We start from the raw sequence: 17,368 nt of genomic DNA, 5'->3' as shown, positions 1-17,368 counted from the left end.
AACGCCCTTGCAGCCCGGCACACCGCTGAGCCCAACCGATACAGTTGTTCCCGATGAGCCGCCCCGGAACGCCCGCGCTGACCGTTCGATACGAGGGGTCCGCACGCACCTTCTCCGCAGGCAACGACGTCGTCGTCGGCCGCGATCTGCGTGCCGATGTCCGTATCGCCCACCCGCTGATCTCCCGCGCGCACCTGGTGCTGCGCTTCGATCAGGGCCGGTGGATCGCCATCGACAACGGCAGCCTCAACGGCATGTACCTCAACGGCCAGCGGGTGCCGACCCTCGACATCGTCGACGGCCAGCTCCTCAACATCGGTAACCCGGACGGCCCGCAACTGGCCTTCGAGGTCGGGCGCCATCAGGGCTCGGTGGGCAGTCCCCCGCCGACCGCCGCGGTCCCGACACCCACCGGACCCAGGCCCAGCGCCTCCTGGCCGACCCAGGCACCGATCCCGCCCGCCCCGCCCGCGTGGCCGACCGGCGGCGCACCGGCGCAGAACCCGCCGCGCTATCCGTCCGGACCGCAGCCGTACCAGCCGACGGGCCAGCAGCCGTATCAGCCCAGCGCGCCGCAGTCATACGCCCCGCCGCCGGCCGCGCGTCCCCAGCCCGCCTACATCCCGCCGGCCGACCCGTCGCAGACCGCCATGGGTCCGACCGCCGTGCCGCGCCCGTCGGAGAACAATCTCGCGACGAGCATGCTCAAGATCCTGCGTCCGGGGAAGGCACCCGAGGTGCCCCCGGGCGGGATCAAGATCGGTCGCGCCACCGACAACGACATCGTCATCCCCGACGTCCTGGCCTCACGGCACCACGCCACCCTGGTTTCCGGGCCCGGCGGCACCGAGATCCTGGACAACCGCAGCATCAACGGCACCTTCGTCAACGGTGCCCGCGTCGACGACGCGCTGCTGCGCGAGGGCGATGTGGTCACCATCGGCAACGTCGACCTGGTGTTCACCGGTGGGACGCTGGTCCGCGGCTCGGAGACCCAGGCCGCCACCCGCACCGGTGGCCTGGAGGTCCGCGGCCTGACGTGGACCATCGAGGGCAACAAGACGCTGCTGAACAACATCTCGATCGACGCGCGGCCGGGCACGCTGACCGCGATCATCGGCCCGTCGGGCGCCGGTAAGTCGACGTTCGCCAAACAGGTCGCCGGTCTGACGCATCCGACCGACGGCCGGGTGTCCTTCGAGGGCCACGACATTCACGCCGAGTACGCCTCGCTGCGCTCCCGGATCGGCATGGTCCCCCAGGACGATGTGGTGCACGGCCAGCTGACCGTCAAGCAGGCGCTGATGTACGCCGCCGAGCTGCGGCTGCCGCCGGACACCACCAACGAGGACCGCGAGCGGGTGGTCCTGCAGGTCCTCGAGGAACTCAAGATGACCCAACACCTGGAGACCCGGGTGGACAAGCTCTCCGGCGGTCAGCGCAAGCGGGCCTCGGTGGCCCTCGAAGCTGCTGACCGGCCCGTCGCTGCTGATCCTGGACGAGCCGACCTCGGGCCTGGACCCGGCGCTGGACCGCCAGGTGATGACGATGCTGCGCCAGCTCGCCGACGCCGGCCGCGTGGTGCTGGTGGTGACGCACTCGCTGACCTACCTCGACGTCTGCGATCAGGTGCTGCTGCTGGCGCCGGGCGGCAAGACCGCGTTCTACGGACCGCCGAGCCAGATTGGCCCGGAACTGGGCACCACCAACTGGGCCGATATCTTCTCCTCGGTCGCCGGTGACCCCGACGCCTCGCATCAGCGCTACCTGTCCCGCAGCGGCCCGCCGCCGCAGGCCGAGGCCTCCTCACAGCCCGCCGATCTCGGCAAGCCCGCGAAAACCAGTGTGCGGCGGCAGTTCTCCACCATCGCGCGCCGCCAGATGCGGTTGATCATCTCCGATCGCGGCTACTTCGCGTTCCTGGCGGTGCTGCCGTTCATCATGGGTGTGCTGTCGCTGTCGGTTCCCGGCACCGTCGGCTTCGGCATCCCGGACCCGATGGGCGACGCCCCCAACGAACCCGGCCAGATGCTGGTGCTGCTCAACGTCGGTGCCATCTTCATGGGCACCGCGCTGACGGTCCGCGACCTGATCGGTGAGCGCGCCATCTTCCGCCGCGAGCAGGCCGTCGGGTTGTCGACGACGGCGTACCTGATGGCAAAGGTGTGCATCTACGCGGTGTTCGCCATCATCCAGTCCTCGATCGTCACCGCCATCGCGGTTGCCGGCAAGGGCGGCCCGACCCAGGGGGCGGTGTCCTTCCTGCCGCCGACGGCCGAGCTGTTCCTGGTGATGGCGGCGACGACGGTGACCGCGGCCATGGTCGGCCTGGCGCTCTCGGCGCTGGCCAAGTCCAGTGAGCAGATCATGCCGCTGCTGGTGGTGGCCGTGATGAGCCAGCTGGTGTTCTCCGGCGGCATGATCCCGGTGACCGACCGTCTGGTGCTCGATCAGCTGTCCTGGTTCACCCCGGCGCGCTGGGGTTACGCGGCGTCGGCCTCGACGGTGGACATCACCAAGCTGGTGCCCGGACCGCTGACGCCCAAGGACTCGCACTGGGAGCACACCGCATCGGCATGGTGGTTCGACATGGGCATGCTGGCGCTGCTGAGCGTGGGCTACCTGACCTTCGTGCGCTTCAAGATTCGCCTCAAGGCCGGCTGACCACTGCGATTTGTGGAGTTTTTGTCGGAGTCATTCCGACGGCGACTCCACAAATCGCTGGGGTTACTCGCCGTGGACGTTCAGCCCGTGGGCCGCGGCGTAGGCCAGCGCCTGCTCGATGTTGATGCGCGCGCCCCGTACTTTGGCCGTCGTCCAGAAGGTCGGGTCGGTGCGCGCGCCACGCAGATCTGCCTCGTCGAACTTGGCGTCCTGCACCCGCGCGCCGCTCAGGTCCGCGCGCTGCAGCACCGCCTTGCGCAGGTCCGCGCCGACCAGGTTCGCCTCACGCAACCGGCAGTCCGACAGATCGACGGTGCGTAGGTCACACCCACCGAGCACGCTGAGCGACAGGTCGACCTCGACAAACCGAAGCGGCCGCAGCCGGGTCTCGGTGAACACCGACCCCAGCAGGCTGCACTGCCGGAACGTGCTGTGCTGCAGTGCGGCCCGGCGGAAGGTGCAGTTGCGGAAGGCAGACCCGAGATGCTCGGATTCGGTCAGATCGACACCGCTGAAATCGCATTCGTCGAACACCACCCGCTCGGTGCGCAGCCGGCTCAGGTCGTCATCGCGGAAGTCGTGTCCGGTGAACTCACGGTCCACCCAGACCTGGTCTTCGCTCACACCGCGGCCAGGGCGTACTCGGCGACCGCGATCAGCGCCGCGCGTGCGGAATTCCGGTCGCGGGCATCGACGGTGACGATCGGGATGTCCTCGCGCAGCGCCAGCGCCTGCCGCACGGCGGCCTCCGGATGTCGTGGCGCCCCCTCGAACTCGTTGATCGCGATGAGGAAGGGAAGTTTGCGGGCCTCGAAGAAGTCGACGGCGGCGAAACTGTCCTGCAGGCGCCGGATGTCGACGAGTATGACGGCGCCGATCGCGCCGCGGATCAGGTCGTCCCACATGAACCAGAAGCGGCGCTGACCGGGAGTGCCGAACAGGTAGAGCACCAGATCCTCGGCCAGGGTGATGCGTCCGAAGTCCATCGCCACCGTGGTGGTGTTCTTGTGCGGGGTGGCATCCAGCCCGTCGACACCGGCCGATGCGGTGGTCACCAGCGCCTCGGTGCGCAGCGGCATGATTTCCGAGACCGCGCCGACGAATGTGGTCTTGCCGGAGCCGAACCCACCGGAGATGACGATCTTCGTCGCCCCTGGCCGCTCAGAGTGCCCAGCCGACGCCGAAGGCGTCTCAAAGCGTCCAGCCGACGCCGAAGACTGCTCAAAGCGTCCAGCCGACGCCGAAGGCGTCTCAAAGCGCCCGAAGGCCACGCAGAGTCCTCCCGATCAGTTCACGACGTTCGTCGGCGGAGGCCGTATCGCCCAGCGTCGTGTGTACCCGAAGATACCCCTCGGAAACGAGGTCACCGATCAGCACACGCGCCACACCGAGCGGTAGGGACAACCGCGCCGCGATCTCCGCGACCGACGGACCGCCCCTGCCCAGGAGCAGGATGCGGGCCCGCACATCGCCACCCGGCCACCCGGTTGCCGGCGCGGTGTCCAGCGTCCTGATCGGTGCCTCCAGCGGCAGGTGCACACCGGGATCGGTGCGTCCGGCGGTCAGCCGGTAGGGCCGCACCATGCTCGGCACATCCACCGGGTCGGCGGATTCCCAGGCATCTGGCGGCGGCTCCATCGCAGCCTCAGGTGCGTTGGCGGCTACGCCGTGCGGACTGGACGACGTTGCCCACCCGCTCCACCAGAATGGCCATCTCATAGCCGATCTGGCCGATATCGCAGGACCGGGTCGCCAAGGTGGCGAGGTTGGACCCGTCACCCACGCGCATCAACAACAGATAGCCGTTCTCCATCTCGACCACGGACTGCATGACGTGGCCACCCTCGAACAGCTGCGCCGCTCCCGTCGACAGGCTGGCCAGCCCCGAGGCGACTGCGGCAAGTTGATCGGCGCGTTCAGTCGGCATGTGCTCACTGGCGGCCATCAGCAGGCCGTCGGCCGAGACCAGCACCGCGTGCGAGACTCCGGAAACCTCGCGGGCGAACTTGGCGACCAGCCAGTCCAGTGCTTCGCGGGTGTCACTCATGGGATCCTCCGGTGTCGCGGGTGTGCGACCGACCGGCATGCACCCCACCGAAGTGGCTGCTGAGGCTGGCTCGTACGGCGGCGGGATCCGGCCGCGGGCCGGGGTCGGCAGGCTCCGATGGTACCGGGGCGACGTCGTCACCCGCCCCGGGCACGAGCCGTTCCCCGGGCCGGCGGACCGGCAGGCCTTCGGCGGTGTGTTCGGTGACCGGCGCATCCTCGGCAGAGGCCGCCGCCGACCAGCCGTGATCCCACACCGATTTCCAGTCCAGGTCGGTGCTGGCACCCAGATCGGTCGGGTCGACCAGCCACTCCGACAACATCTTCTGGTAGATGGCGTCATCGGAGGATCCCGAGGCCGGCTCGGCCTGCCGCTGGGGACGCGCGGCAAAGTACGCGGAGGTGTCCGCCGGCGCGGGGGTCCGGCTCGGCAACTCAGGTGGCGTCTGCACCGGTGTCGGCTCGGTGGGCCAATGCTCCGGTTCCGCCTCGGCCGGCTCGACACGGAACCCGCTGGCACCCGGATTGCGTTGCGGCAAGCCGGATACCGGGGCCTGCTCACGGAACTCGACAACCGGCTCCACATAGGAGGGTTCGGGCCGCACCGGCGCGAACTGCTGCACCTCGGCCACCGGGGCCGGCTGGAAACCGGTGAAGACCGGCGTCGGCAGCACGCCGGCGAGTAGCTCCTCGGGCACGTACACTCCGGCCGTGATGCCCGAATTCACCTCTCCGGCAACAGTACTGCGCAACCGCACCACCAGTCCGTGTTGGGCGGCCAGTCGGCCGACGACGAACAGGCCCATGTGCCGTGCCGTGTACGGGGTGACCTCGCCGCCGGACTGCAGACGGGTGTTGGCCACCCGCAGATCAGGTTCGGCCATGCCCAGGCCCGAGTCGGCGACCTCGATGACGAGCGCGCCGTTGCCGGCTCGCACCGCCGACACCCGCACCTGCGCGGCCGGCGGCGAATAGCGCAGCGCATTGTCCATCAGCTCGGCAAGCACGTGCACCAGGTCGGCGGCCACCGCGCCGCTGATATCGCAGTCGGCGACGACATCGGTGACCACCCGGGTGTACTCCTCGACCTCGGAGGCCGCGGCGTTGACCACCGCGGCGACCGGTACCGGCTCAGCGTGCTCGCGGGTGACCTTGGTTCCGGCGAGCACCAGCAGGTTGGCGCCATTGCGGCGCATCCGGGCGGCCAGGTGGTCCAGCCGGAACAGACTGTCCAGGCGTTGCGGGTCTTCCTCATCACGTTCGAGCTGGTCGATGAGCGTCAGCTGCTGATCCACCAACGATCGGCTGCGCCGCGACAGGGTCTCGAACATATCGCTGACCTGTACCTGCAACCGGGCTTGCTCGCCGGCCAACAGGACGGCCTGCTCGTGCAGTTCGTCGACCGCGTGCGCGACCTGCCCGACTTCCTCGGTGGTGTGCACCGGGATCGGACGGATCGGGCCCGGGTCTCCCCCGGTGCGTACCTGTTCGAGTTCACGGACGAGTTCGGTGTGGGCGACCTTGAGCGCACTGTCCCGCAGCCGGCGCAGCGGCCGGACCAGTGACCGCGCGACCAGCGCCACGATCAGCAGCGCGATCAGGATCGCCGCGAGGACGATCACCGCGTCCCGGATGGCGGTGCTGCGTTGCGCATCGGCCTGCGCACCCACGGTCGTGGTCACCGACGTCGTGGCCTCGGAGATGACGGCGTCGGCGATGTCGTTGGTGGCCGCGATGGACTCGCTGAGCTCCGGATTGTTCACCAGAACCGCTGTCGGGTTGGCCATGATCGCCATCCGGCGGATGAACTGCTCCTGTAGTGCCTTGGCCTCGTCCGAGCCCACGCCGAGAATCTGGCTCATGCCGAACAGGGTGGACGGTTCGGTACCGGCGACGGTGTTCATCGAGGTGCGCAGCTCGGGTTCGGGTACTTCGCCGCCGAGATTGACCAGCAGCTGCTGCATCATCATCTGCCCGCGGGCACCGACTGCCCGGGACAGCCCGAGCGTCTCGCTGCGGATCTGCGCGTCATCGACGCGCACCGATCCGTTGATGGCGTCCTCGGCGGTCAGCAGGATGGGCGCGTAGGTGGTGACCCTGTCGCGCAGGCCGATCGAGTTGGAGCCCACCTTGTTCACCAGGTCCTGGCCGCCCTGGAGAATCGCGGTGACACCGCTGTCCACGTCGGGCAGCACGTCGGTGTCGTCGAGTTGGCGTTGCAGTGCCTGGCGGGCGGCGTCGAACTCGCTCAAGGCGCCCTGGGCGTCGCCGCCGGCGCTGCCGGCCAGGACGGCGGCATCGAGCGCGGCCATGTATTCGACGACCGCGGGCACCATGTCGGCGCGGTCGGCGGCCAGCCGCAGATCGGCGGCGTCGGTGAAACCGGAGTAGATGCGCAGCCCACCGAATGTCGCGGCCAGGGCCAGCGGAACCAGCACGATGGCAAACACTTTCCAGCCGACGGGCCAGTTGCTCAACGCCCAGCGCGACGGCCTTTTCACGGCTTGCGCTGCCGCACTGTCGAATTCGTCGCGCGCAGACGTAACCGGCGGCGCGGCATGGGCCGTCATCGGAATCCGCACAACGTTGGTGTTCATATACTTCCCGCTTTTGCCCACCATCGGGGCCGGCGTGGCACGCCTGGCAATTTGTCGAGTATGGCAGTCGCCGACAGCGGTTTCCATACCTCGATCTCGAACGGACACAGTTCGTGACCGTTACGTTGCGCAGTCGTGGTGATGCGGGCAAACAGGTCTGACGTGCGCGTCACTTCGCCGGCGTGGAATGTCTACGCGGGCCGCAGGATCGCGACCAGGAAGTCGGAGCCCTCGGTGAACGGCCGCACATCCCAGGTGGACAACAGCAGGTCGGGCACCAGCCCGGCGTCGGCCGCGTCGTCGAGGAACTCGGTGTGCTCGTACTCGCGTCCGGCGCCGAACCCGATCACCGCGCGGCCACCGGTGCCGAGATGGGCGCGCAGCCTGCTCAGCACCTGGGTGCGGGTGCTCGGCGCGAGGAAGGTCATCACATTGCCCGCCGACACGATGAGGTCGAACGGCTCGGCGACTCCGCGGGCGGGCAGGTCCAGTTCGGCGAGGTCACCGACCAGCCAGCGCGGGCCCGGGTGGTCCTGTTCGGCGGCGGCGATGAGCGCCGGGTCCACGTCGACGCCGACGACGTCATGTCCGGCAGCGGCCAGGTAGCCGCCCACCCGGCCCGGACCGCAGCCCGCGTCGAGAATGCGGGCACCACGTTCGGCCATCGCGTCGATGAAGCGAGCCTCGCCCACCAGATCTTTGCCCGCGCGCTCCATCGCCCGGAAGCGATCGATGTACCACTGCGAATGGCCCGGGTCGGCCGCGACTTTCTGCATCCAGATGCTCTGTTCGACCATGAGCCCATTATCCCGGGGCAAGATGACCTGGTGTTCAAGGTGCTGTTCTTCTCCCCGCGCATCGCGCCCAATACCGGCAACGCGATCCGGATGGTGGCCGCGACCGGGTGCGAGCTGCACCTCGTCGAGCCGCTCGGCTTCGACCTGTCCGAGCCCAAGCTGCGCCGGGCCGGCCTGGATTACCACGACCTGGCATCGGTGACGGTGCACCCGGATCTGCCCGCGGCGTGGGCGGCGATCGGGCCGACGCGGGTGTACGCCTTCACTGCGCACGCCGACACGTCGTTTGCCGAGGTCGCGTACCAACCCGGCGATGTGCTGATGTTCGGCCCGGAACCGACCGGCCTGGACGAGCACACGCTGGCCGATCCGCATATCACCGCGCAGGTGCGGATCCCCATGCTGGCCGGCCGCCGGTCGCTGAATCTGTCCAACGCCGCGGCGGTCGCCGCCTATGAGGCGTGGCGCCAGCAGGGGTTCACCGGCGCGGTGTGATCGGCAGGTCTACCAGGTGTCCCAGTGCGCGAAGTTCTCGGCGGGCAATCGTCCGGCCTTCTTGAAATCGGTGCCCTTGGTGTAGGCGATCGGGAACAGCCCGCCCTGGGCGTACTGATCGAACGGGATGCCGAGCACCTCGGCGGCCTGCTTTTCACCGTCACCGAGCAGGTGCAGCGTCGTCCACGCCGAGCCCAGCCCGCGGGACCGCAGCGCCAGCATGAAACTCCACACCGCAGGCAGCAGTGAGCCCCAGTAGGACGCGCTCATCCCGGCCGGTGCGCCGTCGGGGCGGCCCTCCAGGCACGGGATCATCAGCACCGGGGCCTTCTCGAAGTTCTCGTTGAGGTACTTCGCGGAATCGGTGACCCGGACGATCTGCTCGTCGCGAATGTCGCCGCGCTCCGGCTTGGGCAGATCGAGATACGGATTGGCGTTCGTCCGGTAGATGTCGGCCAGCGCCTTTTTCTTGACCGGATCCTCGACGAAAACCCATTGCCAGCCTTGAGCATTGGAGCCGGTGGGAGCCTGCAGCGCCAGATCGAGACATTCCAGGAGTACTTCGCGCGACACCGGTTTGTCGAAATCGAGCCGCTTGCGCACCGAACGCGTGGTGGTCAGAACTTCATCCGCGGTCAGGTTGAGTGTCATACCGCGAGACTACATTCGCGTGCATGACTGCAGACCTGACACCGGAAATCATCGAGCGTCTGAGATCCGACGATTACGGATGGCTGACCACCGTCGCGAAGTCCGGGCAACCGGTGCCCAAACTGGTGTGGTTCTTCTTCGACGGCACCGACATCGTGGTGTACACCGAGCCCGCCGCGGCCAAGGTGCGCCATATCCGCAACCATCCGCACGTGAGCCTGAACCTGGACTCCGACGGTAACGGTGGCGGAATCATCGTGATCGGAGGTCCGGCGCGGGTGGACGCCGAGGGCGTCGATCTGCGCACGGACACGCCGTACTGGGCGAAGTACCAGGCGGCCTCCGATCAGTTCGGGCTGACCGACACGATGGGCAACTTCAGCACCCGGCTGCGGATCACCATCGAGAAGGTGTGGACGACGCCCACCGAGTGAGCGTCACTGGAAGTCCCGCGACCGCGAGCGCACCTTCAGATCCATGGGGCTCATCCTGTCCGCGGCCACCGTCACCGCACCGGTGGCGTTCTGCACGATGCCCCGGATGACCAGCGCCGACGCCGTCTGCGCCAGCTTGCGATGACGCGCCCACACCCCGCGGGAGCACATCACGTTCACCATGCCGGTCTCGTCCTCGAGGTTCATGAACGTCACGCCCTGGGCCGTCGCGGGCCGCTGGCGGTGCGTCACCGCGCCTGCCACCAGCACGCGGGTGCCGTCGGGTACGGACAGCAGCTGATCGGCAGGCACGATCCCCATCTCGTCGAGCGTCTCGCGCAGGAACTGGGTGGGATAGCTGTCCGGGGACACACCGGTGGCCCACACGTCGGCGGCGGCCAGTTCCAGCGCGCTCATCCCGGGCAGCGGTGGGATATGCGAGGACGACCCCACCCCCGGCAACCGGTCCGGCCGTTCGGCGGCGGCCGCCCCCGCCGCCCACAGCCCTTCGCGGCGGGTGATCCCGAAACACCCGAGCGCACCCGCGGTGGCCAGCGCCTCGGTCTGCGAGACCGAAAGTTGCACTCTGGCCGTCAGATCCAGCAGCGTCGCGAACGGTCCGTTGGCCGTCCGCTCATCGACGATCCGCTGCGCCAGTTCATCGCCGATGTGACGGACGCTGCCTATCCCCATCCGCACGTCCAGGCCGTGGTTCTCACAGGTGGCGTGCGCCAGCCCGGCGTTGACGTCCGGGCCGTGCACCAGCACGCCGTGCCGGCGCGCATCGGCGACCAGCGACTGCGGTGAGTAGAAGCCCATCGGCTGGGCCCGCAGCAGCGCCGCGCAGAACACCGCCGGGTGGTGCAGCTTGAACCAGGACGAGTAGAACACCAGCGACGCAAAGCTCAGCGAATGGCTTTCCGGGAAACCGAAATTGGCGAACGCCTCCAGCTTCTCGTAGATCCGCTCGGCCACCGCCCCGGTGATGCCGTGACGGTCCCGCATCCCGTCGTAGAACCGGTCGCGGAGCCGCCGCATCTTCTCGGTGGACCGTTTCGAGCCCATCGCCCGGCGCAGCTGGTCGGCCTCGGCCGGGCTGAAACCGGCGCAGTCCACCGCCAGCTGCATCAGCTGCTCCTGGAACAACGGCACACCGAGGGTCTTGCGCAACGCCGGCTCCATCGACGGGTGGTCGTAGACGACCTTCTCTTCGCCGTTGCGCCGCTTGATATACGGGTGCACCGATCCGCCCTGGATCGGGCCGGGTCGGATCAACGCGACCTCGACCACCAGGTCGTAGAACATCCGCGGCTTGAGCCGGGGCAGGGTGGCCATCTGCGCGCGGGATTCGACCTGGAACACCCCGACCGAGTCGGCACGCTGCAGCATCTCGTAGACCGCGGGTTCGGACAGGTCCAGCCGGGACAGATCCACCTCGAGGCCCTTGTGTTCGCGCGCCAGGTCGATGGCATAGTGCAGGGCCGACAGCATGCCGAGGCCGAGTAGATCGAACTTGACCAAACCGATTGCCGCACAGTCATCTTTGTCCCACTGCAACACACTGCGGTTCTCCATGCGGGCCCATTCCACCGGGCAGACGTCGGCGATCGGGCGATCACAGATCACCATGCCCCCGGAGTGGATACCCATGTGCCGGGGCAGGTTGGAGATCTGGGTGGCCAGGTCGACCACCTGTTCCGGGATGTCCTCGACATCGGGTGAGTCGGCCAGGCCGTTCCACCGGCTGATCTGCTTGCTCCAGGCGTCCTGCTGCCCCTGCGAGAAACCCAGCGCGCGGGCCATGTCCCGGACCGCGCTGCGCCCCCGATAAGTGATGACGTTGGCGACCTGGGCGGCGTAGTCCCGACCGTACTTGTCATAGACGTACTGGATGACGTTCTCGCGCAGGTCCGATTCGATGTCGATGTCGATATCGGGTGGGCCGTCGCGCGCCGGTGACAGGAAGCGTTCGAACAGCAACTCGTTGGCGATCGGATCGACGTTGGTGACCTTGAGCGCGTAGCAGACCGCCGAATTGGCCGCCGAGCCCCGGCCCTGGCACAGGATGTCGCGCTCCCGGCAGAACCGGGTGATGTCGTGCACCACCAGGAAGTAACCCGGGAAGTCCAGCTTGTCGATGATGGCCAGTTCATGTTCGATCTGCGCGTACGCCTTGGGCGCCCGGTCCGGTGGGCCGTACCGATCCCGGGCGCCGTCGCGCACCAGTTTGCGTAGCCAGCTCGATTCGGTGTGCCCGTCCGGCACGTCGAACGGCGGGAGTTGCGGGGCGATCAGCGCCAGCCCGAACGCACACTGTTCACCCAGGTCTACTGCCGCCGTGACGATCTCGGGGCCGAACAGCCGAGCCATCTCCTCCCCCGACCGTAGATGCGCTCCGCCCAGCGGCGCCAGGTACCCGGCCGCGTCGTCCATCGAATTGCGGGCCCGGATGGCCGCCATCGCCATGGCCAGCCGCCCCCGCGACGGCGCCGCGAAGTGGGCACCCGTGGTGGCGACCACGTTCAGGCCGAACCGTGGCGCCAACGCGGCCAGCGCGGCATTACGTTCGTCATCGAGCGGGTGTCCGTGATGGGTGAGTTCGATGCTGACCCGGCCGGCACCGAACCTGTCCACCAGATCGGCCAGCGCCCGCTCGGCGGCCTCCGGTCCGCCTTCTGTAAATGCTTGTTGGACATGACCTTTCCGGCAGCCGGTGAGGATGTGCCAATGCCCGCCGGCGGCCTCGGTCAGCGTGTCGAAGTCATACCGTGGCTTACCCTTCTCGCCACCGGCCAGGTGTGCCGCCGAGATCTGGCGCGACAGCCGCCGGTAACCCTCCGGTCCGCGGGCCAGCACCAGCAGATGCGGTCCGGGTGGGTCGGGCCGCTCGGTACGCGGCACATTACTCAGCGACAGTTCGGCACCGAACACGGTGGACATGTCGAGTTCGCGGGCGGCTTCGGCGAACCGCACCACTCCGTAGAGACCGTCGTGATCGGTCAACGCGATGGCCCGTAGATCCAGCCGGGCCGCCTCCTCCACCAGTTCCTCCGGGGTGCTGGCCCCGTCGAGGAAGCTGTAGGCCGAGTGCGCGTGCAGTTCGGCGTAGGGCACCGATGATCCGGAACGTTGCACCCCCTCGGCCTGGTAGGCGCCGCGCTTGCGGGACCAGGCGGGACTGTCCCCACCGTCGCCGGGCGGCTCCAGCGGCAGGCCCGACCGGCGTGGCTTACCGCGCGGCCTGCTGTTGAGCACCCGCTCCATCTCGGTCCAGCTCGGTGGCCCGTTGTGCCAACCCATCGGCCAATCATATCGAACGTGTGTTCGATAGGTCCAGTGGCAACTGCCGATCCCCCGCATTGAGGCCCATTGGCCCTAGAGCACGCCATCGGTCCGGTCGCACACTTGACGTTGCTCGCGCCCTTGCGCAGAGGTCAGTCAGCAGCCAAGTCTGCTTACGGAGGGAAACCGACCATGACCGACACACCGGAGATCAGGAATGAGTCGACCGCCGCGGGGCCTGCGGTGGCCACGACGCCTCGACGCGACTACGCCGAGCATCGGCCCAATCGGCTCTACCAGACGTTGGCGTGGGTCGGCATCGTCAGCGGCGTCTTGTTTGTTGTCACAGTGATTTTCGTCGCCGGATTCTTCGCCGGTAGCGGATCCGGTGGCTACCACGGTGGGACCCGCGGCTACCACAGTGGCCAGATGGGACCGAACGGACCGAGGGAGGGATGCCCGATGATGGGGCCAGGCGGCATGATGGGGCCGAACGGCATGATGGGGCCCGGGAACATGCCACCGGGACGGCCGGCGCCGACCATGATGCCCACGCTTCCACAGCGCCCGTCATAAGAGTGCGGAGGACCCGAGGTCCGTCGGGGCTGCGGACGGTCGACGTCAGACGAATGTACTCCGGAAAGTTCGTCCGGTTACTTGTCGGACTCCTCTTCTAGAATCGTGGTATGCCGCCGCCGACAACACCTTTCGCCGCACACGCACCTCGGGTGTCGCGGTTGGAGGTGCTGTTCGAGGAGATGGCGGAGTTGACCGGGCAGCGCAATGCGATCGATGGCCGGTTGGTGGAGATCGTCGCCGAGATCGACGGCAGAGGCACCGATGACGGGAACTCGCTGTGGGGTGCGACCGGATGCCGATCGATCGAAGCGCTGGTCGCCTGGAAGGCCGGTATCTCTCCTCGCAACGCCGAAACTATGGTCGCCGTCGCCCATCGCATTGATGAACTCGAACACTGCGTCGCAGGGTTGCAGGAAGGTCGGGTGTCACTCGATCAGATCGGGGTGATCGCTGAAGGCGGTGGCCAGGGCTGCGATGAGCATTATGCCGAGTTGGTGAAGGTCGCCACCGTCGTCCAGTTGCGCACCGCGGTCAAACAGGAACCCCGGCCTGAGCCCGAGTCCAAGCCCGAACCCAAGCGCAAGATCACCAAGATCGAGAACGACGATTCCACCACGTGGCGGATCACCCTGCCCAAGGTGGAGGCCGCGAAATTCGAGGCCGCCCACCAGTCCCACCGCGACAAGCTGGTCGCGGACTGGAAAAGCGACCACGACACCGCAGACAGCATTGATCCCGAGGACGGCTGGGCCCGTGACGGCGACGCCGAGAGCGTGGTTTCTGAGCAGGCGCCCCCGTTCCCGGACGCGGTCGATGGGTTCATGAGTTTGATCGAGGCCGGCTGGGACAGCGACGTGCAGCGCCGCCCGCACGGCCAGCACACCACCGTGGTCATGCACCTCGATATCGAGAAACGAGTCGCCGCCCTGCATCTGGGACAAGCGCTGTCCGACGAGGACCGCCACTACCTACTCTGCGATGCCACCTGTGAGGTGTGGTTCGAACGCAGTGGCCACCCGATCGGTGTCGGTCGGGCCACCCGCACGATCAACCGCCGGCTACGGCGGGCCTTGGAGCATCGCGACCAGACGTGTGTGGTGCCCGGCTGCGGAGCCACCCGCGGCTTGCACGCCCATCACCTGGTGCACTGGGAGAACGGCGGGCCCACCGAACTATCAAACCTGGTGCTCGTCTGCCCGTTCCACCACCGACAACACCACAACGGCGGCATCACCCTCACCGGGCCCGCCGAGAACCTGAAAGTCACCGACGAAGCGGGCGACGTGTTGACCGACGCGTCGCTAGCCAGACCACCCACCGCACCACCACCCGATGTGGAGCCCTGCCCCGGACCAAAGGGCGAACGCGCCCAATGGTGGTGGTACACACCCTTCACGCCACCACCGACACATACCAACTAGCTCTTGGCTATTCCTTCAGCGCCGGCGTCTCCCGCCGCAGCGTCTGGCCGGTGAAAAAGTCCGGCCGCTGCGCGCGCATCACCAGCATCAGCACCGCGCCCAGCGCGAGGATCCCGAACCCGATGAAGAACACCAGGCCGATACCGCCGATCTCGGCACCGCTGCCGTTCTCCGGGTTCATGCTCTCGACGATCGAGATGACGAAGACGGCCGCCAGTATCAGTCCGCCCACGAGCGGAAAGAGGAATTTGAACACGATGTTGTGGACATTGGCGAACAGCTCCCGGCGGAAGAACCAGACGCAGGCGAACGCCGTGATGCCGTAGTACCAGCAGATCATGATGCCCAGGGCGGCAATGGTGTCCCACAGCGCGTTGTCGGACAGCAGCGTCACCACGGTATAGAACCCACCGGTGACCACGCCGGCGACCACGGTGGAATAGACCGGCGTCAGGAAGCGCGGGCTCACCTCGGCGAAGCGGGTGGGAAACGCCTTGTAGGCCCCCATCGCGAGCATGGCCCTCGCCGCGGGCAGGAAGGTGGTCTGCAGGCTGGCCACCGACGAAGCGAACACCGCCAGATACAGCAGCGGCCCGAACCAGTGCCCCAGCACCGGGTCGGCCAGCGCCCCGAACACGTTCTCCGAGTTGTCCGGATTGCCCAGCCCCAGGCCCTCTTCGCCGACGCCGGCGTACATCATCACCGCGACAGCGATCAACAGATAGGTGATCAGAATCGATGTCACACAGAGCAACCCGGCCCGGCCCGGCACCTTGGTCGGGTCCTTGGACTCCTCACCCAGGGTCAGACAGGTGTCCCAGCCCCAGAACGCGAAGATGGAACCGGTCAGGCCGATGGCGAACACCGCCATCGTCAGCCCGGTGAACGGGTTGAACCAGTCGAGGTCGAAGCTCAGCCCGGCCGGCGCATCCCCGCGCCCCACATGGACGAACGCCGTGATGGCGAATGCCATCAGCACCACCAGCTGGAAACCCACCAGCACGTACTGCACCCGCTCGCTGGTGGTGATGCCCCTACTGGCGATCAACGTGGCCAGCGCGATGAATACCAGTGTGGTGATGATGTTGACGAGTTTGTTGCCCGCCAGATCAGCGATGCCCGGTTGGTTGACGACCCGGGCGATGAGCAGATAGAAGAACTCGACGGCGATGGCGGCCAGGTTGGACAGCACGATGATCGAGGCGACCACCATGCCCCAGCCGCACATCCAGCCCACATATGGTCCGAATGCCTTGGTGGACCACGTGAACGACGCCCCGCAGTCCGGGGTGCGGGAGTTGAGTTCTCGATAGGCGTAGGCGGTGAGGAACATCGGGATGAACCCGGCGATGAAGATCGCCGGCATCTTCAACCCGACCGCCGCGACGATCACGCCGATACTGGCGGTCAGCGTGTAGCCCGGTGCCACGCAGGAGATCCCGAGCATGGCGCCCGACAGTGTGCCGACCTTGCCTTCGGCCAGGCCCTTGGAGACAGTGCCGGCATCCTGCGCAGTCATGCTGTCTCCTCGTCGGTGGTTCTGGGTACCACGATCATCGGAACGTCGAGCACGCGCAGCATCTTGGCCGCCGTGGATCCGAGGAACAGCCGGCGCGGTGCGGCGAGCCTGCTGGATCCGACCATGATCACATCGCCGTCATGCCAGGGCAGTCTGCTCACCGCGTCCTCCACCGAGGCACCCTCGGCGACGGTGGCCGTGACCGAAAACCCCTCGGGCAGTGACTCTTTTGTTTCCTCCAGGGCGCGCCGTGCATGATTCATCGCCCGTTCCCGCAGCGCATCGGCGTCACCACGCAGAGAGCCGAACATCGGATCGAGAGCCACCAGCGACACCAGACGCAAGGGGACGTCGGAGGCCTTACAGGCGCGCACCGCCACGTTCAGCAGCGTGCCCGCGCCGGCGCGCTCGCCGATTGCACACGTCACCTCACGCACCCGCTCCACCGCCGACAACCGAGTTCCTTTCGGCGCCACCGCCACCGGGACATGCGCGGAGTGCAGCAACTCATTGACCACCGAACCCAGTGAGTAACTGCCGGCCAGTCCGCCGCCCGACCCGCCCACGACGACGGCCCGGGCGCCGAGGCGTTTGACCTCGTTGATGAGTCCGTCGGCGGTGGAGTCGCTGACGCTGACATGCGAGTGCGCCACCACGTCATCGGGCACCCCGGCCAGCGCCTCGTTCAGCCATTCGCCGGCCTGCGCGGCGAGCAGTTCGTCATAGCCCCCGGTGGGAACCATCGCCGGTACCCCGCGGTCCGGGGGCAGCACCATGCACACGTCGAGCTCGGCGCCCAGACTCCGGGCGAGCCGGACGCCAAGCGCCACAGCGTCCGCTCCACCCGGGGTGGCGAGATATCCGACAGCCAGTCTCATCGGGC

General features: G+C 67.7%; 14 protein-coding genes and 1 pseudogene. 5 read left to right on the top strand and 10 right to left on the bottom strand.

What is annotated here, in order from left to right; genetic code table 11:
• Window positions 1-53: 53 nt before the first annotated feature.
• Window positions 54-2,664, top strand: a pseudogene (locus C6A86_RS05855) (FHA domain-containing protein).
• Window positions 2,665-2,727: 63 nt separating this feature from the next.
• Here the strand turns inward: C6A86_RS05855 and C6A86_RS05850 are convergent.
• The 6 genes from C6A86_RS05850 to C6A86_RS05825 form a co-directional block, all read right to left on the bottom strand.
• Window positions 2,728-3,288, bottom strand: a complete 561-nt coding sequence (locus C6A86_RS05850) for a pentapeptide repeat-containing protein (RefSeq protein WP_105363936.1) — start codon at window positions 3,286-3,288, stop codon at window positions 2,728-2,730.
• A complete protein-coding gene (locus tag C6A86_RS05845) occupies window positions 3,285-3,806 on the bottom strand; it encodes an ATP/GTP-binding protein (RefSeq protein WP_105363952.1) in 522 nt (173 codons plus the stop codon). The genes C6A86_RS05850 and C6A86_RS05845 overlap by 4 nt, the downstream gene beginning before the upstream one ends.
• A gap of 109 nt (window positions 3,807-3,915) precedes the next feature.
• Window positions 3,916-4,302 (bottom strand): DUF742 domain-containing protein, encoded by a 387-nt coding sequence (locus tag C6A86_RS05840; RefSeq protein WP_105363937.1) that lies wholly within the window; start codon window positions 4,300-4,302, stop codon window positions 3,916-3,918.
• Window positions 4,303-4,309: 7 nt separating this feature from the next.
• The gene (locus tag C6A86_RS05835) at window positions 4,310-4,711 is read right to left on the bottom strand and encodes a serine protease inhibitor (RefSeq protein ID WP_105363938.1); all 402 of its coding nucleotides are present in this window, start codon (window positions 4,709-4,711) and stop codon (window positions 4,310-4,312) included.
• Window positions 4,704-7,280, bottom strand: coding sequence for an ATP-binding protein (locus tag C6A86_RS05830; protein ID WP_105363953.1), 2,577 nt, complete (start codon window positions 7,278-7,280; stop codon window positions 4,704-4,706). Before C6A86_RS05830 ends, C6A86_RS05835 begins: the two co-directional genes overlap by 8 nt.
• A gap of 218 nt (window positions 7,281-7,498) precedes the next feature.
• Window positions 7,499-8,104 (bottom strand): bifunctional 2-polyprenyl-6-hydroxyphenol methylase/3-demethylubiquinol 3-O-methyltransferase UbiG, encoded by a 606-nt coding sequence (locus tag C6A86_RS05825; protein ID WP_105363939.1) that lies wholly within the window; start codon window positions 8,102-8,104, stop codon window positions 7,499-7,501.
• A 30-nt stretch (window positions 8,105-8,134) separates the two neighbouring features.
• Here C6A86_RS05825 and C6A86_RS05820 point away from each other — a divergent pair, with 30 nt between their 5' ends.
• Complete coding sequence (locus tag C6A86_RS05820) at window positions 8,135-8,599, top strand: tRNA (cytidine(34)-2'-O)-methyltransferase (RefSeq protein WP_105363954.1); 465 nt, start codon at window positions 8,135-8,137, stop codon at window positions 8,597-8,599.
• Window positions 8,600-8,608: 9 nt separating this feature from the next.
• On the opposite strand, the gene C6A86_RS05815 is transcribed toward C6A86_RS05820, so the two are convergent.
• On the bottom strand, window positions 8,609-9,250 hold the full coding sequence (locus C6A86_RS05815) for a nitroreductase family protein (protein ID WP_105363940.1): 642 nt from the start codon (window positions 9,248-9,250) through the stop codon (window positions 8,609-8,611).
• Between the two features lie 23 nt (window positions 9,251-9,273).
• Between C6A86_RS05815 and C6A86_RS05810 the strand changes: the two genes are divergently transcribed.
• Window positions 9,274-9,684, top strand: coding sequence for a TIGR03667 family PPOX class F420-dependent oxidoreductase (locus C6A86_RS05810; protein ID WP_105363941.1), 411 nt, complete (start codon window positions 9,274-9,276; stop codon window positions 9,682-9,684).
• A gap of 3 nt (window positions 9,685-9,687) precedes the next feature.
• On the opposite strand, the gene C6A86_RS05805 is transcribed toward C6A86_RS05810, so the two are convergent.
• The gene (locus C6A86_RS05805) at window positions 9,688-12,984 is read right to left on the bottom strand and encodes an error-prone DNA polymerase (RefSeq protein WP_105363942.1); all 3,297 of its coding nucleotides are present in this window, start codon (window positions 12,982-12,984) and stop codon (window positions 9,688-9,690) included.
• Between the two features lie 174 nt (window positions 12,985-13,158).
• On the opposite strand from C6A86_RS05805, the gene C6A86_RS05800 reads away from it, so the two are divergent.
• Window positions 13,159-13,542, top strand: a complete 384-nt coding sequence (locus tag C6A86_RS05800) for a hypothetical protein (protein ID WP_199196243.1) — start codon at window positions 13,159-13,161, stop codon at window positions 13,540-13,542.
• Between the two features lie 110 nt (window positions 13,543-13,652).
• Window positions 13,653-14,966, top strand: a complete 1,314-nt coding sequence (locus tag C6A86_RS05795) for an HNH endonuclease signature motif containing protein (RefSeq protein ID WP_105363943.1) — start codon at window positions 13,653-13,655, stop codon at window positions 14,964-14,966.
• A gap of 7 nt (window positions 14,967-14,973) precedes the next feature.
• Here the strand turns inward: C6A86_RS05795 and C6A86_RS05790 are convergent, their stop codons facing one another.
• Together C6A86_RS05790 and C6A86_RS05785 are read right to left on the bottom strand one after the other, a co-directional pair.
• Window positions 14,974-16,485 (bottom strand): APC family permease, encoded by a 1,512-nt coding sequence (locus C6A86_RS05790; protein WP_105363944.1) that lies wholly within the window; start codon window positions 16,483-16,485, stop codon window positions 14,974-14,976.
• A complete protein-coding gene (locus C6A86_RS05785; protein ID WP_105363945.1) occupies window positions 16,482-17,363 on the bottom strand; it encodes a universal stress protein in 882 nt (293 codons plus the stop codon). Before C6A86_RS05785 ends, C6A86_RS05790 begins: the two co-directional genes overlap by 4 nt.
• Window positions 17,364-17,368: the final 5 nt, after the last annotated feature.

This window comes from Mycobacterium sp. ITM-2016-00316, assembly GCF_002968335.2.
GTDB lineage: Bacteria > Actinomycetota > Actinomycetes > Mycobacteriales > Mycobacteriaceae > Mycobacterium.
This window is presented reverse-complemented; position numbering and strand designations above follow the sequence as displayed.

Coding starts and splice junctions, on each gene's coding strand:
- C6A86_RS05840 (WP_105363937.1), bottom strand. CDS start 4,302: ATGGAGCCGCCGCCAGATGCCTGGGAATCCGCCGACCCGGTGGATGTG.
- C6A86_RS05835 (WP_105363938.1), bottom strand. CDS start 4,711: ATGAGTGACACCCGCGAAGCACTGGACTGGCTGGTCGCCAAGTTCGCC.
- C6A86_RS05830 (WP_105363953.1), bottom strand. CDS start 7,280: ATGACGGCCCATGCCGCGCCGCCGGTTACGTCTGCGCGCGACGAATTC.
- C6A86_RS05825 (WP_105363939.1), bottom strand. CDS start 8,104: ATGGTCGAACAGAGCATCTGGATGCAGAAAGTCGCGGCCGACCCGGGC.
- C6A86_RS05815 (WP_105363940.1), bottom strand. CDS start 9,250: ATGACACTCAACCTGACCGCGGATGAAGTTCTGACCACCACGCGTTCG.
- C6A86_RS05810 (WP_105363941.1), top strand. CDS start 9,274: ATGACTGCAGACCTGACACCGGAAATCATCGAGCGTCTGAGATCCGAC.
- C6A86_RS05805 (WP_105363942.1), bottom strand. CDS start 12,984: ATGGGTTGGCACAACGGGCCACCGAGCTGGACCGAGATGGAGCGGGTG.
- C6A86_RS05800 (WP_199196243.1), top strand. CDS start 13,159: ATGACCGACACACCGGAGATCAGGAATGAGTCGACCGCCGCGGGGCCT.
- C6A86_RS05795 (WP_105363943.1), top strand. CDS start 13,653: ATGCCGCCGCCGACAACACCTTTCGCCGCACACGCACCTCGGGTGTCG.
- C6A86_RS05790 (WP_105363944.1), bottom strand. CDS start 16,485: ATGACTGCGCAGGATGCCGGCACTGTCTCCAAGGGCCTGGCCGAAGGC.
- C6A86_RS05785 (WP_105363945.1), bottom strand. CDS start 17,363: ATGAGACTGGCTGTCGGATATCTCGCCACCCCGGGTGGAGCGGACGCT.